Here is a 21168-nt window from a genome sequence, read left to right as displayed (position 1 = left end):
AGCGTTCTGGACGCAGACGAACGCGAGGCAGACGAGCTCCTCGCCGGTAGGGTCCGCGGAGCTGGCGGCACCGCGTCCGTCCGCGCTGTCGACGGTCTCGCGGGTCGTTTCTCTCCCCGTTCGAATCGAGGGCTCGCCCCGCTCGCCCTCGCGCTCGTCGCTCACGCCTCCACCCCGCGGGTCGCATCGAGCGCGTCCAACAGCGCGTCGGCGCGGTCGGTGGTGTCGTAGTAGCGCCACTTCCCCTCCTTTCGACGTGAGACCAGGCGAGCGTCGGTCAGCGTCGACAGCGCGTGACTGACCGCCGAGGCGCTCACGTCCAGCAGCGGTTCGAGCTCGCAGACGCACAGGTCGCCCTCGGCGGTCGCGAGCAGTCGAGCCAGTCGGTAGCGCGTTTCGCTGCCCAGCGCCGACAGCGCGTCGACGTCGGCGGCGGCCCCGCCGTCCTCGACGCGGGCGCGCTCGTCCAGCGCGGACAGGTCGTCCAGTCGGTCGTCCACGTCGTCCGCGCAGCCCTCGCCCACCTCGTCTGCGATGAGGCGTTCGAGCCGTTCGGTCATCGCCATACGAACGAATGCAGAAGCGTTCATATGAACGTGGCGAGCCGAGCGGTCCGGAGGGCTCGGGAGCGCTCCCGAGAGTTCCAGAGGGCCGGGAAGTGTCGGCGACGTTGAGGAGGATTCACGACGAACGACGGGACGCCGTCGCGGCGGGTGGCGCCGTCCGGTCGGCAGACGAGACGAGTTCGATTCCAGTTCGGTCTCGACGTGCGGCCGTCGGTCGCCGACGCGTGGGTCCGGCGACCGACGAGAGCCGCTTCGAACGGCGCTTGCGACACCGTCGTGTCAGGCGACGCCGCGGACTCGGATGCGTGGGTGGCTCGCTGTCGTGTTGACGGCGAGGAGTCGCACGTGACTTCCGAGCCGCCTGCCTCGCCGAGCGACGCGAGGTGACGCGATGCGCGACCGCCGTTCCTTCGAGAGGTCGGGCGCTTCGTTCGTTCGACCTCGCGTTACTCGTCGACGGGCGTCTCCACGGCGACGCGCGCCACGCCGATGGTCACCGCGACGCCCTCGACGGTCCACTGCTCGACGAGGTCGAACTCCGCTTCCTCGTCGTCGACGAACGCGTCCGCTCGGGTCTCCTCGGCGACGTACTCGCGGTGATCGTCGACGAAGCCGGCGACCCGGTCATCGTCGACGTCCAACGAGACGCGGATGCGCTCGTCCACCTCGAGGTCGAGCTCCTTGCGCATCTCCTGGATGCGGCGGACCACGTCGCGGGCGTACCCCTCGGACTCCACGTCCTCGGTGAGCTCTGTGTCGACGTAGACCGTGCCTGCGTCGAACTCGGCGCTCACGACGCCCTCGGGCGCCTGTGAGTGGAACTTCACCATCTCCTCGTCGAGTTCGTACACCTCGCCGCCGACCTCGACAGCGAGGCGGCCGCTCGCCTCCAGGTCGGCGCGGGTCGATCCCTCGATGGCGGCCATGACCTCCTGGGCCTCGCCGCCGAAGGCCGGCCCCAGCGTCGACATCTCGGGCTCGGCAACCTCGACGAGCTCGCCGTAGGAGTCGACGACCTCGACCTCCCGGCTGTTCACGCGGTCGGCCAGCAGATCCCGGAGGGTCGCGACCGACTCGCGAGCCGCCTCGTCGTCGCTCTCCACGACGACGCGCGTGACCGGCCATCGGAGCTTCCGCTCGGCGCGCTGGCGGGCGTTCGCGGCCGTCTCCTCCACGTCGCGGAGGACCGACATGTCCGTCTCCAACTGCCGGTCGCGGAACTCCTTGTCCACCTCGGGTCGGGCGAGCTGGTGGACCGTCGTCGCCTCGCCGTCGAGGTGCTGGTACATCCGCTCGGTGAGGTACGGCGCGTACGGCGCGAGCAGGCGCGTGACCTCCCCGAGCACGGTCGCCATCGTGTCGTAGGCGGCACGCTTGGAGGCGCTGTCCTCGTCTTCCCACATGCGCTCGCGGATCGCCTTCACGTAGAAGCGCGACACGTCGTGCGTGACGAACTCGAGCAGGGCGTTCAGCGCGTCGTCGATCTCGTAGTCGTCCCACGCGTCGTCCATCTCGGCTTTCACGGTCTGCAGGCGAGAGAGGACCCACTCGTCCACCACGTCGAGGTCGGCGCCGTGGATGTCCGGTTCGGCCGGGTCGTAGCCGTCCAGCTTCATATACGGCAGCGGGAACCGGAACACGTTCCAGAGGATGTTGAGCGTGGACTGCATCTCGTGGAGGCCGTCCCACTCGAACGCGAGGTTCTTCTCCTGCTGCTCGTGGCTGAGGAGGTAACACCGCAGCGGGTCGCGCCCGGCGGCGTCGATGGCCTCCTCGGGCTCGACGATGTTCCCCTTCGACTTGGACATCTTCGAGCCGTCGCCCATCGTCGTGAAGCCGTGCATCAGCACCTCGCGGTACGGCGACTCCCCCAGCGCGGCGGTGCCCATGCCCAGTTGCGACCAGAACCAGCCGCGGGTCTGGTCGTGCGCCTCGATGATGAGGTCGGCGGGCCACAGCTCCTCGAAGTCGTCCTCGCTGCTCGGGTAGCCGATGGTCCCGAGGCTGGCGACCGAGGAGTCGAACCACACGTCGAACACGTCCGGCACGCGCTCGTAGGTGATCCCGTCCTCGGTGATCGTCAGGTCATCGACCGACGGACGGTGGAGGTCGATGGTGTCGGGGTCGACCGCTTGGTCGACGCGCTCGGCGAGTTCCTCCCTCGTGGCGACGACGATCAGGTCCTCTGCGTCGTACGTCTCGGCGTCCTCGGGCACCCAGATCGGGAGGGGAATGCCCCAGTAGCGCTGTCGAGAGACGTTCCAGTCGGGCGCCTCCTCGACGAAGTTGCGGAAGCGGCCCTCGCGGGCGGAGTGGGGGTGCCACTCGGCGTCGTCGATGTTCGCCAGCAGCTCGTCTTTGATCTCGGTGATCCGGATGAACCACTGGTCGGTCGCGAGGAAGACGATGGGGGTGTCACACCGCCAGCAGTGGCCGTAGCTGTGTTCGTGGGTCTCGCTGGCCAGCAGAAGGTCCTTCCCGTCGAGGTCGGCGATGATGTCGTCGTTGGCGTCGCGGACGAACTGGTCGGCGTACGTGCCGCCGGCATCGGTATAAACGCCGTCGCCGCCGACGGGACAGAATGGCTCCAGCCCCAGCTCCTCGCCGCGTTCGAAGTCCTCCTGCCCGTGGCCGGGCGCGGAGTGGACGAGCCCCGTGCGGTCGGCCTCGACGTAGTCGGCGGTGTACACCTCGCCGGCGCCCTCGAAGCTCGGGTGCTCGGGTACCTCCTCTGCGAGCGGGTGGTCGTACGTCCAGCCGACCAGTTCCTCGCCCGAGAACTCCCCGACGACCTCGAAGTCGTCGTAACGGCCGCGGCGGAGCGCGTCCTCGACCGTGGATTCCGCGAGGAACAGCGTCTCGGTCTCCCCGTCTCTGGTCGCCTCGACCTCCTGGTAGGTGAGGTCGCTACCGACGGCGATGAACGTGTTCGCGGGGATCGTCCACGGCGTCGTGGTCCAGATGACGAGGCTCCCCTCGCGGTCGCTGAGGGGGAACTTCACGTAGATGGAGGGCGATTCGATGTCCTCGTACTCGACCTCGTTGTTGGCGATGGCGGTCTCACAGCGGGGGCACTGGGAGATGGAGCGCTTGCCCTGCTCGACGAGGCCGCGGTCGTGGACCTGGGACAGGGCCCACCACGCCGACTCCATGTACTCCGGTTCGATGGTCTGGTACGGGTCGTCCCAGTCCATCCAGGCGCCGATGGACTGGAAGTCCTCGTCCATGTTCTCGCGGTTGCGGACGGCGAACTCCCGGCACTCCTCGATGAAGTTCTCCATGCCGAACTCCTCGATGTCGCGTTTGGTCTCGAAGCCGAGCTCCTGCTCGACTTTCGTCTCGATGGGGAGCCCGTGCATGTCGTAGCCGGGGCGGTCGGTCACGTCGTGGCCGGTCATCCGCTTGTGGCGGATGACGGTGTCCTTCAGCGTCTTGTTCCAGGCCGTCCCCAGGTGCATCTGCCCGGTCGTGTACGGCGGGCCGTCGACGAAGAAGAAGGACGGATCGTCGGCGTGCGCCTGCTTCGTCACCTCGTAGGCGTCCGTCTCGTCCCAGCGCTCGGAGACGGCGGCCTCCACCGCCTCCGGCGTGTACTGGTCCGAGATGTCGCTGTCGTCCATGCTCGGTGTGAACCGGCGGGAGTACATCAAGTCGGTGGTCCACTGTCGCGAGTGCACACGGGAGCGCAGACGCGCTCTGATCGTCGCGTCGCTCTCACCGACTCGTCCCTCCCGAGTCGCTTCCGCCGCGCCCACCGCACCGCTCTCACCGCTGAGAACCGCGGCGGAGCGTTCATACAGCGGCCGGGAAAACTACTCGCCGATGACCGACGCAGACGATCCGGAGGAACCCGACGATGAGGGGGCTGTTCGGGACGTCGTTCGCGTCGACGGAGCGGAGCCGACCGACGATGGCGAGGAGCACGACGACGGATCGCCGCTGGACCGCGAGGGCGTGATGGACCCGGACGACCTCGAGATCCGCGGCCGCGACGGCGTCGACGAGACCGACGACGGCCGGTACGTGATATCGACCGTCGCCGGACGCGACGATTCGGAGGAGCCGAAACAGGGGACGGCGCCGACGACCGGACGACGGGCCGTTGCGGACCCCGCGCCCGGAGGCGACGACTCGGACGTGGGGTCCAGCGTCGACACAGACGGGACGACGGCGTCCACGGATCTCTCAGGCGGCGGATCAGCCGCCGGCGGCCTCGCCGGAGAGGGAGAACCCCGGGGCGACGCCCGAGAGCGAGGCGACGACCCGCTGGCCGCGGTCGCCGCGGAGCTCGGCGCGCTCTCCTCGTCGCACGGCTTCGCGCTCGCGGTCGCCGCGGGCGGCGAGACGGACACCCTGCGCGTCGCCTCTGGGGACCCGACCGACACACTGGCGACGGCGCTGCGGTGGTACGCCCGCCGCGTCAATCCCGACGAACCGGCTGAGGAGACGGTCGCCGCGTTGCTCGCGGACTCGGACCTCGGTCTCGACCTCGACTAGGAGCCCCGCTCCGGGCCTGCGTCCTCGACGAGGTCGATGAGCGGGGACGGACGGTACGCCGTCCGTCGATCCGCACGCTCGGAGCCTGAATCCGCCTATTTTGTCCCCGATGTTTATTCGACGTGCCGACGAAGGAGACATGTGATCGAACGCGTTCTCGTCCCGATGGACGATTCCGACCTGTCCGAGCGGGCGCTCAGATACGCGCTCGAAGCACATCCGGCCGCCGCGGTCACCGTCTTGCACGTCGTGGGCGAGCCGTCCGGGATGATGGGCGCGGCGGCGAGCCTGGCGCTCGAGGGGGACGCCGAGCAGGCGGGGGAGGACGCCTCCGAAGACCTGTTCTCGCGGGCCCGCGACGTCGCCGAGGAGTACGACGCGACGGTCGAGACGGAGGTCGGATGGGGAAGCCCCGCCAAGGAGATCGTCAGGCGGGCCGAGGAGTTCGACGCGGTCCTGATCGGCGCCCACACGGGTGGCGTGGCAGAGCGGTTGTTCGTCGGCAACGTCGCGAAGAGCGTCGTTCACAACGCGCCGGTTCCCGTGACCGTCGTGCGCTGAACGGTCCGACTCCGCCGCCCGTTCGCCCGCAGAACGGGCCGACGCCGACTCCGCTGCCCTCTCGCCGAACGTGGAAAGCCGTAAGCCGCAGCCCTCCGAAGTCGGTTCCATGAGCGACGACGAGGGGCTCGCGCTGACGGTCCGCGGCGCGGCCAAGCGCGACGCCGGCCGCGGCATCGCGCGCCTGTCTGACACGGCGATGGGAGAGCTCGGAGTGCTGTCGGGGGAAACGGTCGTTATCGCCGGCGAACGCGAGACCGCCGCGAAGGTGTGGCCCGCGGGGACCGGCGCCGAGGACGCCGAGATCCTCATCGACGGCGAGACGCGGGCCAACGCCGGCGCGAAGATCGGCGAGCGCGTCCGCGTCCACAAAGAGCGCGTCGGCGAGGCCGACGCGGTGACACTCACCGCGCCCGCAGCGCTCGACGGCGTTGATATCGACGGCGACGCGCTCTCGCGCGCGGCGAAGCGCGACCTCGACGGTCGCCCCGTCAGCGCCGGCGAGCAGGTGCGCATTCCGCACCTCGGAGGGAACGTGTTCGTCGTCCGGGAGACGCGTCCCGAGGGACCGGTGAAGATCCACGACGGAACGCGCGTCGCCGTCGAACGGCAGGACTCGGGCGGTCCAGGCGCCGAAGCCGGTGGCGACGACCGGCCGGGTGTGAACGCGTCGACCTCCGGGACGGGCGCGTCGGTCGACCTCCCGACGCGCGATCGGCGGGCCGGAGGGGCGAGTCGGGACGACAGCGGGAGCGGCAGAGACGGCGGGGACGACGACCAGAGAACTCCCGGTGGCGCTACGGCACCGACGCCGCCCGCCGGCGGCGTCACCTACGAGGACATCGGCGGCCTCGACGACGAACTCGACCTCGTGCGCGAGACGATCGAACTGCCGCTGTCCGAGCCGGAGGTGTTCGCCCGCCTCGGCATCGATCCGCCGAAGGGGGTGCTCCTCCACGGCCCGCCGGGGACGGGGAAGACGCTGATCGCGAAGGCCGTCGCAAACGAGGTCGACGCCACGTTCATCTCGGTGTCCGGTCCGGAGATCACCTCGAAGTACAAGGGCGAAAGCGAGGAGAAGCTTCGGGAGATCTTCGCGGAGGCGAACGAGTCGGCGCCCAGCATCGTCTTCTTCGACGAGATCGACTCCATCGCCGGCCAGCGCGAGGACGGCGGCGACATGGAAAACCGGATCGTCGGCCAACTGCTCTCGCTGATGGACGGCCTCGACGCCCGCGAGGACGTGATCGTCATCGGCGCGACCAACCGCGTCGACTCGATCGACCCCGCCCTCCGGCGGGGCGGCCGGTTCGACCGCGAGATCGAGATCGGCGTGCCGGGCGAGGCCGGGCGTCGGGAGATCCTGGAGGTGCACACCCGCCGGATGCCGCTGGCCGAGGACGTGGACATCGACCGCCTCGCCGCGCGGACGTACGGCTTCGTCGGCGCCGACGTCGACTCGCTGACGACGGAGGCGGCGCTGACTGCGCTGCGGCGCGCCCGCCACGAGGACAGCGCGGTCGACCTCGCCACGGTGGAGGTGACCCGAGCCGACTTCGAGTCGGCCCTTGCGGCGGTTGAGCCGTCCGCGATGCGCGAGTACGTCGCCGAACAGCCCGACACGACCTTCGACGAGGTTGGCGGGCTCGACGAGGCCAAGAAGACCCTCGAACGGGCGGTCACCTGGCCGCTCACCTACGCCCCGCTGTTCGACGCCGCCGGCGCGGACCCGCCGACCGGCGTGCTCCTCTACGGGCCGCCGGGGACCGGAAAGACGCTGCTCGCGCGCGCCATCGCGGGCGAGTCCGAGGTGAACTTCATCGAGGTCGCCGGGCCCGAGTTGCTCGACCGCTACGTCGGCGAGTCCGAGAAGGCCGTCCGCGAGGTGTTCGAGCGCGCCCGCCAGGCCGCCCCGTCGATCGTCTTCTTCGACGAGATCGACGCCATCGCCGTCGACCGCGACGGCATGGGCGACTCCTCGGGCGTCGGTCAGCGCGTCGTCTCCCAGCTGCTCACCGAGCTGGATCGCGCCAGCGGCAACCCGAACCTCGCGGTCATCGCGGCGACGAACCGCAGAGAGGCGCTCGACGACGCGCTCGTCCGGCCCGGGCGGCTGGAGAGCCACGTCGAGGTGCCGCTGCCGGACGTGGCGGGGCGCCGGAAGATCCTCGCGGTTCACACCGAGCGCACGCCGCTTTCCGAGGACGTGGACCTGGAGCGCGTGGCCGACCACACCGAGGGGTACTCCGGCGCGGAACTCACGGCGGTCGTCCGCGAGGCGACGATGCGGGCGGTCGAGCGGGTCGCCGACGAGTTCGGCGACGAGGCGAACGACCACGCCGACGCGCTGTCGGTGACGATGGCCGACTTCGAGGCCGCGATGGAGCGGGTCGCGCCGCCCGAATCACACGACTGACGGTGGTCGATCGGGCGTAGTTGAGGCGATCTCGTCGCCGTCGGTTGGTCCGCGGAAGTTAACGAGTCTCCCGTCGGCGTCGGCAAGGTGCCGCGGTAGCAGGATCGCCTCGCTCGCCGGCGGGTAGCCGGCGGACGTCCGGGCGAGCTTCGCCTTTCGCGCGTGTGAACGTTCAGCATGGCTGTCCGCCGGCTTCGGCGTCGAGTGCAGGGATGAGTCCACGGCAGGTAGGGCGGCTCAAGGGGTACCCACGTGAATCTCCGTCCGTCGTGGATGAAGTCGTTGAACACTCCGCCAACGAGAGGAAGCCGCGCGGAATACGGACCGCAACCGCACCTTTATGCGTTGCACACGGGCGACCGAAATGCTGCGAACCCATGATTTCTCAGGGCAGAGAGCGGCTACTACCCTACTAGTCGGGTATCAAATATACATCTGTAGACAGGAATATTGGGGGTGGGGATGAGACGGAATACAACCCGACGGTCGATGTTGAAGTGGTTTGGAACAGGAACGGCGATGATCGCAGGCGGAACCGGCGCTGTCACCGCCCGCGGTGGCGGTCGTGGCAAGCGCGACGGCGCGAGTGCCGAGAACAGCGTCGTTGAAGCCGCCGACGAACTCGGGTTCTCAACGTTGCTCACCGCCGTCACGAACGCCGACCCGGTCGTCGCTGACACGCTGACGAACGACGATCAGTACACCGTGTTCGCACCCACGAACGAGGCGTTCGAGGACTTCTTCGAGACGGTCGAAACGGCGACCGGTCTCACGGCTGCAGACCTGTTGGAAGACCCCAACAACCTGCTCACGGACACGCTACTGTTCCACGTGACCGGGGGCCGTCGCTACGCCTCGTCGGTCGTCAACGCGCCCGCCGTCGAGACCCTGCTCGGCGAACCGGTTTCTGTCGACGGCACGACGCTCGACGGCCGCGCATCGATCGTTTCGACCGACGTCGAGGCCTCGAACGGCGTCGTGCACGCTATCGACGCGGTGCTGACGACCCCGACGGTCGATCAGGTGCTGGAGGGATAGCGACGGCGCACCCGAATAGCCACCCTGGGGGCAGGCACTACGGTACCTGCCCTGACCAATCGAGAGACTGGCTTCTCGATACAGACACTACCGATGCCACGCCGGACGGTACACCGGACGCACGTGGCTCGTCGTTACGCGGTGGGTAGAGACCTTCTCGCGTACTGCGGGCAATCTTTGCACTCGACAACTCAGCGCGATTCACCGTCTGTCAGGGAGGCTCCGGTGTCACCCCTCGCGCGGCGCTCGGCGTCCCGCACGTGTGCGCCACTCGGTATCCGTGATCCGAACTGCGCAGAAACCGAAGGCTACGCGATGTGAACGCACGAGAGAATGGGGTCGGAGGGATTTGAACCCCCGATCGACTGATATCTCCGGTCGGCACCTCGGTACTCCAGAGGGTCGTCGTCGCGTCCGATGATCAGTCGGACGCTCGGTATATCAGTCTGGAGTTCGTCACCGGGCGCGTTGCCTCTGGAGTCAGTCGCCATACCGGGCTTGGCCACGACCCCGTGCGGTCGCACATACCCCGGAGCGCCGTAAAGGGATTTCGATCGGATCCGGCTACTCGCGGTCGGTCTCGTTCCACGAGCACTCCTGACACTTGTAGGCGGTAACGAACTCCATGACGCTCGGCATGTAGCCCACCGAGATCACGTCGCCGCCGCAGTCCGGGCACTCGCGGTCGGCGTCCTCGATCGGCTCGGCGTCCATCACGGAGTCTCCCTCGACGATCTCGGCGAGGCGCTCGGGCGTCACCATCCGTCCCTCGACGACGCGGTTACTCATGGCCTGTCGTCGGCCGCGGATCGGTAAAAGCTCGCGGTCCGAACGGGGATTCTCGGTCGCCGCCGGCGGCTCCTCGGGACTACAGCCAGGGCTCGCGGGAGGGATCCCCGTCGGAGTCGTCGTCGTTCGAGTCGTCCGCCGCCTCCGCAGTGCCGGCGGAGTCGACGGGATCGATCCCCGCCGCCGGCGCCGTCGGCGAACTGCCGAAGGCGACGTTCGGGTCGGCCTCGCGGTGTCCGTTGGCGGCCGCGTCCACGCTCTCCGCCTCGGATGCCGCCTCGCCGTTGAACTCGTCGCCACCGTCGGTCGACACCGCGCTGGCCGGCGAATCGGCGACGTCGCGGTCGGATGAACCGACGCCGGCGTCGTCCGCCCCCGCGTCGGCCGCGTCGTCGGAGTTCGGGTCGTAGGCGAACAACCCGGTGACGACGAGGACGCCGAGCGCGACCGGCTGCTCGGTCGGGAGCAGCCCCAGCACCGACAGCGAGAGGATGCCCAGCGCGACTGACGAGCCGAAGCGGAACCGGTCGATGTCGACGCGACCGCGCAGGTGGTCGCCCGCCAGTGCGACCGACAGCGCAAAGGCGACGCCGACGCCCGCGGCGGCGCCGGCCCGAGCGAGCAGATCGGGGTTGAGCGACACGACGAGCTCTGCGCCCGTCGGCTGGAACGAGGCCAACAGGCCGAGTCCGATGATCGCGCCGGGGCTGGGGAGGTACTCGCCGATCTCCGCGCTGGCGGTCTTGGCGGCGACCGCGAGGATCACCAAGCCCGCGAAGCGGTGGAACACGTCCGGGTTCAGCAGGCTCTGGATCGTCTCCGCCAGCGCAGCCTCGGCCATCGCCACCGGGATGAGGACGACACCGAGCAGGAGGACGGAGACCGCCTTCTCGCGGGGGGTGCCCTCCATCTCGGCGAGCACGACCGCCATCGTGGCGGAGCCGCCGAAGATGAGCAACCCGGTCTCGATGATACCGAACGGAACCGTGAGCGCGCCAGCGATGACGAGCGCGGGGAAGATACCGTCCACCAGCGGCAGCGCCATGACGGTCGCGAGAAGCTTGGTGGCGCCGCCGACGCGCCGTTCGAGGCGCACCGCGATCGGGTGTGCTGAGGTACTCACGGCTCAGCGATGCGATCCGGCATAACCCACGACCGGATGGGAGGCTGGTGACGACCCTGAGTCGACGGACACTCGGGCGGAGCAACGCCGGGCGCGTTCTCCTGTGCACCAGTCGAGCCCGCGTTTGAACGGGATAAATGTCGGGAGTGCAGCGTTGTCGCTCACTCGGCCGACGATACCCGTTTCAATTCGGGACTCGAAGTCCATACTGTCACTGTGACGTAGGTGAGACTTAATGATTGCGTGGGACGTGCCCACACAGTTCGAGCAAGTTCTCACCACCATTTAAATATCAATGCTACGGTCTCACGGCCCTCGAACGAGATTCCCGACACTCTCACGGGATCGCGGGTCCGTTCGAGCAAGTATTGCGGACGTTGGTGGATTTGCTCGGAGTTTCCCCCGCCGACCGATGGCCTCACCGTCGCCCGTGCGGCTTGGATTCGCGCTGTTCGTGGCGAACTCGGCTCCCGACACCGGTCGGTCTGGTTCGCGTCCGCGTCCGCTCCGCACGGTGTGCACCCCGCTGCAAGAGTAGTCGGTGAACCGACGCAAATGCCCCCGATTCTGTGCACGTCTGTGTGGTACACACTGTCCAAGGCCCTCGGTTCTCGGAACGTTTTTGCGGTGTCCGCGAACACCGTTGATATGGCGAACGACGGGTCCGACGGAAGTCCGTTCTCACAGAAGCTGGAGGTACCGGAAGCGCTGACGTTCGACGACGTCTTGTTGCGACCCAAGGAGAGCCGGGTCGAACCCGACGAGGCGGACGTGTCGACGCGCGTGTCCACCAACGTCGAGTTGACGATCCCCGTGCTCTCGGCGGCGATGGACACGGTCACCGAGTCCGAGCTCGCGATCGCGATGGCTCGCGAGGGCGGCCTCGGCGTGCTCCACCGCAACATGAGCGTCGAGGAGACGGCCGCGGAGGTCGAACGCGTCAAGCGCGCCGACGAACTCGTGATCCGCCGCGAGAACGTCGTCACTGTCGCGCCCGACCAGACGGTCCGCGAGGCCGACGCGATGATGGAGTACGAGGGCGTCTCGGGCGCCCCCGTCGTCGACGACGAGGATCGGGTCCTCGGTATCATCTCGGGCACGGACATCCGTCCGTACCTGGAGGTCGGCGAGTCCGACGCCGTCAGCGAGGCGATGACCGACGAGGTCATCACCGCCCCCGAGGAGGTGGACGCCCGCGAGGCCCTGGAACTGATGTACGACCACAAGATCGAACGCGTCCCCGTCGTGGACGAGGGCGACCGTCTCGTCGGCCTCGTGACGATGCAGGGCGTGCTCGCTCGGCGTGAGCACACCGACGCCGCGCGCGACGAGTCGGGATCGCTGCTCGTCGGTGTCGCGGTCGGTCCGTTCGAAGAGGAGCGCGCCGTCGCCGCCGACGAGGCCGGCGCCGACGTGCTGTTCATCGACTGCGCGCACGCGCACAACCTGAACGTCCTCGACTCCGCGGAGGCCATCAAGTCGGAGGTCGAGGCCGACGTGGTCGTCGGCAACATCGGCACCCGCGAGGCCGCCGAGGCGGTCGTCGACTTCGCCGACGGCCTCAAGGTGGGCATCGGTCCGGGCTCCATCTGTACGACCCGCGTCGTCTCCGGCGCCGGGATGCCCCAGATCAGCGCCGTCGCGCAGGTGGCCGACGTGGCCGCCCGCGAGGACGTGCCCGTCATCGCCGACGGCGGGATCCGCTACTCGGGCGACGCGATCAAGGCGGTCGCCGCCGGCGCCGACGCGGTCATGCTCGGCTCGTACTTCGCGGGCACCGACGAAGCGCCCGGCCGCGTCATCACGATGAACGGCAAACGCTACAAGCAGTACCGCGGCATGGGTTCGGTCGGTGCGATGTCGGAGGGCGGCGGCGACCGCTACCTCAAGGACGCCGAGGAGGACGAGGACTTCGTTCCCGAGGGCGTCGAGGCCGCGACGCCGTACAAGGGACCGCTCTCCTCGGAGCTGCACCAACTCGTCGGCGGCATGCGCTCGGGCATGGGCTACGTCGGCGCGGAGACGCTCCCCGGGTTCAAGCAGCGCGCCGAGTTCGTCCGCGTCTCGCAGGCCGGCCAAACCGAAGGCCACCCGCACGACGTGACGATCACCGACGAGGCGCCGAACTACAGCCCCGAGTAGCGCTCTCCGGTCGCCGGGCCCGCTCCGAGTGCCCCGTCCACTCCGACCGTCTCCCGTTCTTCACGCCACGACGTGATGTCTCACCGACGTGAACCGCCCGCTACCGGCTTCCTCGGCCGGTAGCCTTTCGATGCCGGTCGACGTACGTGATATCGGTGGTTGGTGGCCACCGCGGAGAGTGGGGCACCACGGCAGGCGTGACGCGAAACCGTCACCCGACCCACACCCGTTTTCGGCGGAGGGCTCTCGCATCGCATACGGTTAAGTACCCGGCGGTGACAACACCAATCGATGGCCGGACGGCGACGGTACGCGCGAACGCTCGCTCGACGGAGAGTGGCCGGACCGGCACGCGACACGCGAACGCGTGGTATCAGTTCGTCGGTCACTGACTGCCGAGTACGGGGACGAATCTCTCATGAGTGAGGAAACGGACGCCGGTGAGTCGGAGGACGCGGCCGGGGAGCCGGCCGTCCTCGTGGTCGAGGACGAACCCGATCTCGCAGATCTGTACGCTGCGTGGCTCGGGGGAGACTACGACGTCCGGACCGCGTACGGCGGGCAGAAAGCGCTCGACGAACTCGACGACGACGTCGACGTGATCCTCCTCGACAGGCGGATGCCCGGCCTGTCGGGGGACGAGGTGCTCGACGAGGTGCGCGCGCGCGGCATCGACGCTCGCGTCGCGATGGTCACCGCCGTCGAGCCGGATTTCGACATCATCGAGATGGGGTTCGACGACTACCTCGTCAAGCCGGTCACCCGGGAGTCGCTGCTGGAGACCGTCGAAGGGTTGTACACCCGCTCGACGTACGATTCGCGCGTGCAGGAGTTATTCGCCGTCTCGTCGAAAATGGCGGTCCTCGAGGCCGAGAAGGGACGCGCCGCCCTCGATGAGTCCGCCGAGTACGAATCGCTCGAACAGCGCGCGCACGAACTTCGCACGGAGCTCGACGAAGACGTCGCCGACTTCGCCGACGGCGACTTCGAGCGCGCCTTCCGCGACCTCGACGCCGACGGCGACGCGGACGACGACCTGTTCGACGACGCCGATTTTGAGGACTTCTGAGGCGAGGTCGGTCGCCACGGTGGCGTCGTGGCGCGCCGGCGGCGTCACGAGAGGAACCGCTCGAGCCGCGCCATCGCCTCCTTGAGGTCGTCCAGCCCGGTCGCGTACGACATCCGGAGGTGGCCCTCACCGCCGGCTCCGAACGCGGTGCCCGGGACGGCCGCGACACCCTCCGCCTCCAAGAGGTCGGTCGCGAACGCGCGGGCGTCGCCCTCGGGCGCCACGTCGGCGACCCGGGGGAACGCGTAGAACGCGCCACCGGGCTCTGCGACCTCCAGCCCGAGCTCGCGCAGGCGCGAGACGACGTACCGGCGCCGGCGATCGTACTCGCGGCGCATGCGCTCGACCTCGTCGTCACACCGCCGGATCGCCGCCAGCGCGGCGTGTTGCGCGGTCGTCGGCGCCGACAGCATCGCGTACTGGTGGACCTTGGTCATCGCGTCGATCGCCGGCTCCGGCCCCATCGCGTAGCCAAGGCGCAGCCCCGTCATCGCGTAGGCCTTCGAGAAGCCGTTGATGACGACCGTTCGCTCGCGCATCCCCGGCCGAGTCGCGACCGACTGGTGGTCCCCCTCGTACGTGAGCGCGGCGTAGATCTCGTCGGCGACGACGAGCAGGTCGTGTCGGCGACAGAAGTCGGCGACGGCGTCCATCTCGTCGGCGTCCATCGTCGCCCCCGTGGGGTTGTTCGGGTAACACAGCACGAGCACGTCCGCCTCGTCGGCGCCGGCCTCGCGCAGCGCCTCGGGCGTGAGCGCCCAGTCGTCCTCGTGGCGAGTGTGCACCGCGAGCGGCTCCCCGCCCGCGAAGCGGACGCCGGGTTCGTAGGAGACGTACGTCGGCGTCGGGAGCGCGACGGTGTCGCCCGGGTTCACGAACGCGCGAAACGCCAAATCGACCGCCTCTGAGGCGCCTGTCGTGACGAGGATCTCCGAGTCGGGGTCGTACGACTGGTCGTAGCGGGTGACGCGCTCGGCGATCGCCCGACGGAGATCGGGCATGCCGCGGTTGGCGGTGTAGCTGGTTCGGCCGCGCTCCAGCGACTCGATCGCCGCCGAGCGCGCCGGCCACGGCGCCGTGAAGTCGGGTTCGCCGACGCCCAGCGAGATCACGTCGTCGCGGTTCTCCGCGACCTCGAAGAACTCGCGGATCCCGGAGGGCGGCACCGAGGTGACGCGGTCGGCGGCCGCGAACCGAGACTGTTCGCCTGCTGTCCGCGAGGGTTCCCCGGTCGCGCCGCCGTCAGATTCGACTCGGCCGTCGCGCTCGGATCGGTCGTCGCGCTCGGATCGGTCTTCGTTCCCGCTCATGGCGTCACGGAGAGCCGATCGTCGTCGTCGTGGTCGGTGAACGAGATTCCGCGCTCCTTGAACGTCTCCATCACGTAATGGGTAACCGTCTTCGTCACCGCCGGCAGCGGCGCCACCTCCTCGGAGACGAACCGCGACACGTCGGCCATCGACGAGCCGGAGACGTTGACCGCGAAGTCGTAGTCGCCCGACATCAGCCGCAGGGAATCGACCGCCGGCGACTCCGCGATGCGGCGGGCCACGTCGTCGTAGTCGGTCTCGCGGTCCAGTTCGACGTTCACCTCGACGACGGCGCTGACGCGCTCCTCGTCGGTGGCGTCCCAGTCGACGATCGCGGTGTAGCCGCGCAGGGCCCCCGACTCCTCCAACTCGGCGAGCGTCTCCTCGACGGCCGCCTCGTCCAGGCCGGTCTGGCGGGCAAGGTCGGCGGTGGACTCGCGGGCGTCGGCGACGAGCGCGTCTAGCAGGGATCGGGTAGCCTCGTCCATACGTCCCGACTCGTTCGCCCGGCAAAAGCGGTTTCGCCCGGTGCGATATCAGCGAACACGGGGCACGGTCGCCGCGAACCGAATCACGCCCGATCCCGAGTCGGATCGCTCAAACCCGACAGTCACCCAGGGGAGTGTATGAACTACATCGCCTGGTCGGTGCTGGCGCTGGCGGCGTACTCGTTCGTTGCGCCGCTCATGCGACTGGCGACGGCCGGCGAGGGCGCCATCCCGAGCACCGTCGCCGCGTTCGTCGCCAACTCGGTGCTGGTCGTCGCGACGCTCGCCGTCATCGGGTTCACCGGCGACGGCGTCGTCGAACACCTCGCGGACCCGCGGATGCGCTACGTGCTCGCCGCGGGCGCGTGTCTCGCGGTCGGCATCCTCGCGTACTACCGGGCGCTGTCGGTGGGCCGGGTGTCGATCGTCGCGCCCATCTTCGCGATGTTCTTCGTCGCCTCCTCCGCCGTCGGCGTCGCGCTCCTCGACGAACCGGTCACCGGCCGGAAGCTGCTGGGCGTCGCGTTCGCGGTCGTCGCGGTCGTCCTCGTCGCCGGCGAGTAGCGCCGGTGGTCTTGGGACGGAATCGGCGCCGGCGGTCGCGAAGGTTTATCGCCCGAAGGGGGACCAGACGCCCCGAATGTCCGGATCTGACCAACCCGCGGGCAGGGCGCACGGAGTCGGGAGACGCGGTGGCGGGGCCAACGGTACCGAGACGCGAACGCGCGCGAGCACGGCGCGAGGCGGCACCGTGGGGGTCGGACGTTCCGATCGCTCCGGGGGTACGCGTCGCGACGGGACTCGAGCCGAAGCGGCGTTCCCGTGGTTCCATCGGCGGCTCCCGTCGGTCGTCCTCGTTGCGATCGCGGTCGCGCTCGTCGCTGGGACGCTCGCCATCGGAGCGGACGCGACCGCCGCCGCCGTTACCGCGGCCGATCGCGCCGTGTTCCGTGGACTTGATTTGGTAGCGCCGCTCGCCGGCGTCGCCGACGTGGGCGCGGTCGTGTCGGGCGTGAGCGGGTCGGTCGCGCTCGCGGTCGCGGGCTACGGCACCGCGCTGGCGGTCGTCCGGGCCGCCGCCTCGTAGCCTTTCAGCGACCTTTTGTACGGTCGTGTCGAACGTCGGTCCATGACCGAGTTCGAGAAGGACGACAGCGTCGTGCTGCACGACGAGCACAGCGAGTTCGACGGCGAGACCGGCACCGTGACGCAGGTCATGGAGACGATGTTCGGCGACGCGACCTACACGATCAGTTTCGAGGAGGGCCAAGAGCAGGGCGTCCCCGCCGACGCGCTGGAGGCCGCCGAGGGCGACGCGGACGACGGCGAGGAGTAACGCGACCCTTCTGGGGCCAGCCGGCGCGACGAGTTGCGGTCCGTCGCCGCGCGAGCCGACCCCTTTTCATCCCCGACCCGTCTAGAGGCGAGTATCGTGAGCTCCGTTCCCTTCCACTACGTCGATCTGCGGGCCTTCTGTTACGCCACGGAAGACGAGAAGCGCGTCGAGGACGCGCTGCGGACGTTCCTCCCCGAGGAGTTCGAGATCGACCGCGTCGTCAACGCGGGCCACCACGGCGACCGAATCGTCGTCCTCTCGGCGCGCGTCGAGCGCGCCGACGACGTGCGCCACGTCCTCGCGACGCTCGCGGACCTGCCCGAGTGGACCCGCGTCCTCGCCGAACTCGACGAGCGCGTCGACGACAACAACTCGCTGTTCCTCCGCCTCGACAAGCAGGCCGCATTCAAAGGCAGCGCCGAACTCGGTCCGGGGATCACCTTCCGCGCGAAGGTGGAGGCGTACCCCGCCAAACACGAGAAGGCGGTGAAGAACGCACGCAAGACGTTCGAAGAGTTAGCAGACGATGCCGCGGATTCCGGCGGCGAGGCGGCCTGAGGCACGCCGCCGGATCGACCGCTTACGGTTCGCCACGTCAGTTCACGGCCATTTGATCGAACAGCCGCGGCTCGGCCCCGGGTCGAGGGGCACGTCGTCGCCCGCGAGCACCGCGTCGATGGCGTCAGTGACGTACACTTCGGTCGCCTCGTCGTCGGGGTTGAGCGCGTCGTCGAGACGGCCGTGGTACGCGAGGGTGAACGCGCCGGCCCCGTCGGCGTTGCGTAGGAGGAACGGGTCGGGCGTGCAGACGGCGCCGTAGGCGCGGGCCGCTTCGGCGGTCTCGTCGCGGAGGTACGCGTCGTAGGCGACCTCGCCCGACTCGACGTACTCGACCATCCGCTCGAACGAGTCTTCCGGGTAGTCTTCGGCGTCGTTGGGATTGATCCCCACGACCGCGCAGTCGTCGTACTCGGCGGCGACGCGGTTCAGCAGGTCGAACTTCGCCTGCGCGTACGGGCAGTGGTTGCAGGTGAACACGACCAACACGGCGCCGTACCCGGCGAAGTCCGCGAGCGCGAGGGTGTCGCCGTCGACGCCGGGGAGTTCGAAGTCGGGCGCGGCGTCGCCGCGGGCGAGTTCGGAGTCGGAGTCGGTCTGGACCATTGTGGTCGGTGGTTGGGCCGGGTCGGAGAAAGTGGTTGGGCTACCGATCTACCAGTCGTGGTCGCTGATGTCGAGGATCGCACCACAGCGATCGCACTCGGACACCTCCAGCGGGTCGTCGGTGGTGGTCGTCACGATCGGTCGTCCGCCTGAGTCGGCACAGCGTTCACAGACGAGTTCGCGTTCTGAGGTCATGTCATCACGCTACCCAGTCGATACGTGAGGAGATAGTTATGAGCACTCGACCGATGGGAACAAGGTGCTCACACCGTCGGGGAACGGGAATCCCGTCAGTCCGCCGCCGACGGCGCCGTGTGGAACGGCTGCGTCGCAATCGACTCCCGCAGGCGCGGCAGCGCGTCGCGGCCGTGTTCGTGTGCCGCGGTGACGACCGCGAACACCTCCTCGCGGCTCACCTTCACGCCCTCCCCAGTCACCGCGCGCTCGGGATGCTCCGACAGCTCGCGCAGCGTACCAACCGCGAGCAGGTACGGGATCGTCCACGCCGCGAGCGTGTTGCCCTCGACCAGCGGAACGTGTTCGAGGTACGTCTGGGCGCCGTCGAGGAAGCCCCGCGCGTAGCCCGCGGTGCGGGAGACGACGCTGGCGGTGCCGTCGCGGTGCTCGGGGGCGACGACCTCGTCTTGCGGGACGCCCTCCGCGTCGAGCCACTCGGCCGGGAGGTAGACGTTGTTCTCTTCGGTGTAGTCGTCGTGGACGTCCTTCGCGACGTTCACGAGCTGGAGGAGCAGCCCGAACTCCTCGGCGACCTCGTACAGCCGCTCGGTGCGCTCGTCGTCGATGCTGCCCAGCGTCGTGACGAGATTCGTGATCAGGGTGCCCACGGTGCCGGCGACGTAGTAGCAGTACTCCTCGAGTTCGTTGCGGGTCTCGATGCGGAGGCCGCCCTCGTCGGCGTAGCGCTCGACGAAGTCGGCCATCCCGGTGGCCATCTCGCGGGCCGGCGGCACGACCGCGCGCCGTACCTCCGGCGGGAGGCCCTCGAAGGTGGCGAACACGCGCTCCACTTCGGCGACGACCTCCCAGTCAGCCGAGCGCTCGGGCTCTGGCGGGAGGTGCGGGTCGACCGAGGCGCGGAAGTCGCCGGCGTCGGTGTCGTCGTCGGGATCCAGTGCGGCGTCGAACTCCCTGAGGAGGGCGGCCTGTTCGTCGGGGGCGATGTGGTCGGCGTCCTCGACGGTGTCGGCGACCCGGCAGACGAGATAGCCGAGGCAGATGTACGACGACATCGGTTCGTCGAGGGTATCGACAGTCAGCGCGAAGGTGCGCGAGACACCCTGGACGGCCTCGTGGCACCACGCGAGGTCGGCGTCGGGGTGGGTCGCGGCGGGGCGGTCGGCGTCGGGCATTCAGTTGGAGTGGCCTATGGTAGGAGGGTTAAAAAGTACTGTGTGGTGCGTGTCGCGGTTCTGTCACACGATCGGCCCGGCGATTCCTCCGTCGATCCCGTCGCCGCCGGCGACACTGCAAAGATTGAAGCCGCATAACTCACAGGAACGACCATGGACTTCGGGCTGACCACCGAGCAACAGCAGATCCGCGACATGGTCGCGGAGTTCGTCGACAAGGAGATCGTGCCGCGAGCCGCCGAGATCGACGAGGAGGACGAGTTCCCCCGCGACATCGTCGATCAGATGGCCGAGCTCGGCCTGATGGGCATGCCGTTCCCCGAGGAGTACGGCGGCGCCGACCTCGATTACCACAGCTACGCGCTCGGGCTCTCCGAGATCGCGCGCGGCTCGGGCGGCCTCGGCACCGTCGTCGCCGCGCACATCTCGCTCGCGGGCAACATGCTGTACGCCTTCGGCGACGAGGAGCAGAAACAGGAGTACCTCACCCCACTCGCCGAGGGTGAGGACATCGGGGCGTTCGCGCTCTCGGAGGCCGGCGCTGGCTCGGACGTGCCCGCGATGGAGACCACCGCGGAAACGGACGGCGACGGCTACGTCGTCAACGGCGGGAAGCTGTGGATCTCGAACGGCTCGGTCGCCGACACGGTGACGCTGTTCGCGAAAACCGACCCCGACGCCGGTAACAAGGGAATCTCCTCGTTCGTCGTTCGTCCCGAGGAGGACGACGGCTTCATCGTCGAGGGGACGGAGCACAAGCTCGGCGACAAGGGCTGTCCGACCGCCGAGCTCCGCTTCGACGATATGTACCTCCCCGAGGACCGCCTGCTGGGTGAGGAAGGCGACGGGTTCGTGCAGGCGCTCAAGACCCTCAACGGCGGCCGGATCACCATCGCCGCCCGCGGCGTCGGCATCGCGCGGGCGGCGCTCGACGAGGCGGCCCAGTACGCAACCGAGCGTGACCAGTTCGGCGGCCCCATTTCGCAGTTCCAGGCGATCCAGCACAAGATCGCGGACATGGACACCAAGCTGCAAGCCGCGGAGCTGCTGATGCACAAGGCGGCGGACCTGAAGATCAAGGGCGAGCCGTTCATCAAGGAGGCCGCGCAGGCGAAGCTGTACGCCAGCGAGATCAGCCGCGAGGTGGCCAACGAGGCGATCCAGATCCACGGCGGCTACGGCTACACGAAGGACTTCCCCGTCGAGCGGTTCTACCGCGACGCGAAGCTCAACGAGATCTACGAGGGGACCAGCGAGGTTCTCCGCAACACGATCGCACAGCAGGTGCTCGACGAGTAA

20 protein-coding genes and 1 tRNA gene are annotated in these 21168 nt (G+C 68.9%); 11 read left to right on the top strand and 10 right to left on the bottom strand.

Annotation, left to right across the window (positions count from 1 at the left end; genetic code table 11):
* Positions 1–161 precede the first annotated feature (161 nt).
* A complete protein-coding gene (locus P0Y41_RS05205; protein ID WP_284062910.1) occupies positions 162–566 on the bottom strand; it encodes an ArsR/SmtB family transcription factor in 405 nt (134 codons plus the stop codon).
* Between the two features lie 446 nt (positions 567–1012).
* On the bottom strand, positions 1013–4186 hold the full coding sequence (gene ileS, locus P0Y41_RS05200) for an isoleucine--tRNA ligase (protein ID WP_284062909.1): 3174 nt from the start codon (positions 4184–4186) through the stop codon (positions 1013–1015).
* A gap of 202 nt (positions 4187–4388) precedes the next feature.
* Between ileS and P0Y41_RS05195 the strand changes: the two genes are divergently transcribed.
* The 4 genes from P0Y41_RS05195 to P0Y41_RS05180 all read left to right on the top strand — a co-directional run bounded on the left by P0Y41_RS05195 (position 4389) and on the right by P0Y41_RS05180 (position 9078).
* Positions 4389–5063: a DUF7500 family protein gene (locus P0Y41_RS05195; protein ID WP_284062908.1), complete on the top strand. Its 675-nt coding sequence runs from the start codon at positions 4389–4391 to the stop codon at positions 5061–5063.
* A 141-nt stretch (positions 5064–5204) separates the two neighbouring features.
* Positions 5205–5624 (top strand): universal stress protein, encoded by a 420-nt coding sequence (locus tag P0Y41_RS05190; protein ID WP_284062907.1) that lies wholly within the window; start codon positions 5205–5207, stop codon positions 5622–5624.
* Between the two features lie 109 nt (positions 5625–5733).
* Entirely contained in the window at positions 5734–8040 is a 2307-nt protein-coding gene (locus P0Y41_RS05185; RefSeq protein WP_284062906.1) for an AAA family ATPase, read from the top strand.
* 489 nt (positions 8041–8529) lie between these two features.
* Positions 8530–9078, top strand: a complete 549-nt coding sequence (locus P0Y41_RS05180; protein ID WP_284062905.1) for a fasciclin domain-containing protein — start codon at positions 8530–8532, stop codon at positions 9076–9078.
* 334 nt (positions 9079–9412) lie between these two features.
* On the opposite strand, the gene P0Y41_RS05175 is transcribed toward P0Y41_RS05180, so the two are convergent.
* The 3 genes from P0Y41_RS05175 to P0Y41_RS05165 form a co-directional block, all read right to left on the bottom strand.
* Positions 9413–9590: transfer RNA gene (locus P0Y41_RS05175), tRNA-Trp, on the bottom strand.
* A gap of 52 nt (positions 9591–9642) precedes the next feature.
* A complete protein-coding gene (locus P0Y41_RS05170) occupies positions 9643–9867 on the bottom strand; it encodes a DUF5795 family protein (protein WP_284062904.1) in 225 nt (74 codons plus the stop codon).
* A gap of 79 nt (positions 9868–9946) precedes the next feature.
* The gene (locus P0Y41_RS05165; RefSeq protein WP_284062903.1) at positions 9947–10990 is read right to left on the bottom strand and encodes a DUF5794 domain-containing protein; all 1044 of its coding nucleotides are present in this window, start codon (positions 10988–10990) and stop codon (positions 9947–9949) included.
* A 648-nt stretch (positions 10991–11638) separates the two neighbouring features.
* Between P0Y41_RS05165 and guaB the strand changes: the two genes are divergently transcribed.
* Both guaB and P0Y41_RS05155 read left to right on the top strand, forming a co-directional pair.
* Positions 11639–13132, top strand: coding sequence for an IMP dehydrogenase (gene guaB, locus P0Y41_RS05160; protein ID WP_284062902.1), 1494 nt, complete (start codon positions 11639–11641; stop codon positions 13130–13132).
* Positions 13133–13550: 418 nt separating this feature from the next.
* Positions 13551–14201 carry a response regulator transcription factor gene (locus tag P0Y41_RS05155; RefSeq protein ID WP_284062901.1) on the top strand — a complete coding sequence of 217 codons (651 nt, stop codon included), beginning with the start codon at positions 13551–13553 and terminating at the stop codon, positions 14199–14201.
* Between the two features lie 44 nt (positions 14202–14245).
* Here the strand turns inward: P0Y41_RS05155 and P0Y41_RS05150 are convergent, their stop codons facing one another.
* Together P0Y41_RS05150 and P0Y41_RS05145 are read right to left on the bottom strand one after the other, a co-directional pair.
* Positions 14246–15511, bottom strand: a complete 1266-nt coding sequence (locus P0Y41_RS05150) for a pyridoxal phosphate-dependent aminotransferase (RefSeq protein ID WP_284062900.1) — start codon at positions 15509–15511, stop codon at positions 14246–14248.
* Positions 15508–15999 (bottom strand): Lrp/AsnC family transcriptional regulator, encoded by a 492-nt coding sequence (locus P0Y41_RS05145; protein ID WP_284062899.1) that lies wholly within the window; start codon positions 15997–15999, stop codon positions 15508–15510. The genes P0Y41_RS05150 and P0Y41_RS05145 overlap by 4 nt, the downstream gene beginning before the upstream one ends.
* A gap of 138 nt (positions 16000–16137) precedes the next feature.
* On the opposite strand from P0Y41_RS05145, the gene P0Y41_RS05140 reads away from it, so the two are divergent.
* The 4 genes from P0Y41_RS05140 (at position 16138) to P0Y41_RS05125 (ending at position 17893) form a co-directional block, all read left to right on the top strand.
* On the top strand, positions 16138–16563 hold the full coding sequence (locus tag P0Y41_RS05140) for an EamA family transporter (protein ID WP_284062898.1): 426 nt from the start codon (positions 16138–16140) through the stop codon (positions 16561–16563).
* A gap of 187 nt (positions 16564–16750) precedes the next feature.
* On the top strand, positions 16751–17086 hold the full coding sequence (locus tag P0Y41_RS05135) for a hypothetical protein (protein ID WP_284062897.1): 336 nt from the start codon (positions 16751–16753) through the stop codon (positions 17084–17086).
* 42 nt (positions 17087–17128) lie between these two features.
* Positions 17129–17335 (top strand): DUF1918 domain-containing protein, encoded by a 207-nt coding sequence (locus tag P0Y41_RS05130; protein WP_284062896.1) that lies wholly within the window; start codon positions 17129–17131, stop codon positions 17333–17335.
* 96 nt (positions 17336–17431) lie between these two features.
* Positions 17432–17893 carry an RNA-binding protein gene (locus tag P0Y41_RS05125; RefSeq protein ID WP_284062895.1) on the top strand — a complete coding sequence of 154 codons (462 nt, stop codon included), beginning with the start codon at positions 17432–17434 and terminating at the stop codon, positions 17891–17893.
* A 42-nt stretch (positions 17894–17935) separates the two neighbouring features.
* Here P0Y41_RS05125 and P0Y41_RS05120 read toward each other — a convergent pair whose 3' ends face one another.
* The 3 genes from P0Y41_RS05120 to P0Y41_RS05110 form a co-directional block, all read right to left on the bottom strand.
* Complete coding sequence (locus tag P0Y41_RS05120) at positions 17936–18499, bottom strand: thioredoxin family protein (protein ID WP_284062894.1); 564 nt, start codon at positions 18497–18499, stop codon at positions 17936–17938.
* A 48-nt stretch (positions 18500–18547) separates the two neighbouring features.
* The gene (locus P0Y41_RS05115; RefSeq protein WP_284062893.1) at positions 18548–18694 is read right to left on the bottom strand and encodes a hypothetical protein; all 147 of its coding nucleotides are present in this window, start codon (positions 18692–18694) and stop codon (positions 18548–18550) included.
* 95 nt (positions 18695–18789) lie between these two features.
* Complete coding sequence (locus tag P0Y41_RS05110; RefSeq protein WP_284062892.1) at positions 18790–19869, bottom strand: phytoene/squalene synthase family protein; 1080 nt, start codon at positions 19867–19869, stop codon at positions 18790–18792.
* A gap of 153 nt (positions 19870–20022) precedes the next feature.
* Here P0Y41_RS05110 and P0Y41_RS05105 point away from each other — a divergent pair, with 153 nt between their 5' ends.
* Positions 20023–21168 carry an acyl-CoA dehydrogenase gene (locus P0Y41_RS05105; RefSeq protein ID WP_284062891.1) on the top strand — a complete coding sequence of 382 codons (1146 nt, stop codon included), beginning with the start codon at positions 20023–20025 and terminating at the stop codon, positions 21166–21168.

The organism is Halobaculum halobium, from assembly GCF_030127145.1.
Classification (GTDB): Archaea; Halobacteriota; Halobacteria; order Halobacteriales; family Haloferacaceae; genus Halobaculum; species Halobaculum halobium.
This window is presented reverse-complemented; position numbering and strand designations above follow the sequence as displayed.

What these genes read in the sequence shown, in the direction of transcription:
- P0Y41_RS05205 (WP_284062910.1), bottom strand. Translation starts at nt 566, where the DNA reads ATGGCGATGACCGAACGGCTCGAACGCCTCATCGCAGACGAGGTGGGC.
- ileS (WP_284062909.1), bottom strand. Translation starts at nt 4,186, where the DNA reads ATGGACGACAGCGACATCTCGGACCAGTACACGCCGGAGGCGGTGGAG.
- P0Y41_RS05195 (WP_284062908.1), top strand. Translation starts at nt 4,389, where the DNA reads ATGACCGACGCAGACGATCCGGAGGAACCCGACGATGAGGGGGCTGTT.
- P0Y41_RS05185 (WP_284062906.1), top strand. Translation starts at nt 5,734, where the DNA reads ATGAGCGACGACGAGGGGCTCGCGCTGACGGTCCGCGGCGCGGCCAAG.
- P0Y41_RS05180 (WP_284062905.1), top strand. Translation starts at nt 8,530, where the DNA reads ATGTTGAAGTGGTTTGGAACAGGAACGGCGATGATCGCAGGCGGAACC.
- P0Y41_RS05170 (WP_284062904.1), bottom strand. Translation starts at nt 9,867, where the DNA reads ATGAGTAACCGCGTCGTCGAGGGACGGATGGTGACGCCCGAGCGCCTC.
- guaB (WP_284062902.1), top strand. Translation starts at nt 11,639, where the DNA reads ATGGCGAACGACGGGTCCGACGGAAGTCCGTTCTCACAGAAGCTGGAG.
- P0Y41_RS05155 (WP_284062901.1), top strand. Translation starts at nt 13,551, where the DNA reads ATGAGTGAGGAAACGGACGCCGGTGAGTCGGAGGACGCGGCCGGGGAG.
- P0Y41_RS05150 (WP_284062900.1), bottom strand. Translation starts at nt 15,511, where the DNA reads ATGAGCGGGAACGAAGACCGATCCGAGCGCGACGACCGATCCGAGCGC.
- P0Y41_RS05145 (WP_284062899.1), bottom strand. Translation starts at nt 15,999, where the DNA reads ATGGACGAGGCTACCCGATCCCTGCTAGACGCGCTCGTCGCCGACGCC.
- P0Y41_RS05140 (WP_284062898.1), top strand. Translation starts at nt 16,138, where the DNA reads ATGAACTACATCGCCTGGTCGGTGCTGGCGCTGGCGGCGTACTCGTTC.
- P0Y41_RS05130 (WP_284062896.1), top strand. Translation starts at nt 17,129, where the DNA reads ATGACCGAGTTCGAGAAGGACGACAGCGTCGTGCTGCACGACGAGCAC.
- P0Y41_RS05120 (WP_284062894.1), bottom strand. Translation starts at nt 18,499, where the DNA reads ATGGTCCAGACCGACTCCGACTCCGAACTCGCCCGCGGCGACGCCGCG.
- P0Y41_RS05115 (WP_284062893.1), bottom strand. Translation starts at nt 18,694, where the DNA reads ATGACCTCAGAACGCGAACTCGTCTGTGAACGCTGTGCCGACTCAGGC.
- P0Y41_RS05110 (WP_284062892.1), bottom strand. Translation starts at nt 19,869, where the DNA reads ATGCCCGACGCCGACCGCCCCGCCGCGACCCACCCCGACGCCGACCTC.
- P0Y41_RS05105 (WP_284062891.1), top strand. Translation starts at nt 20,023, where the DNA reads ATGGACTTCGGGCTGACCACCGAGCAACAGCAGATCCGCGACATGGTC.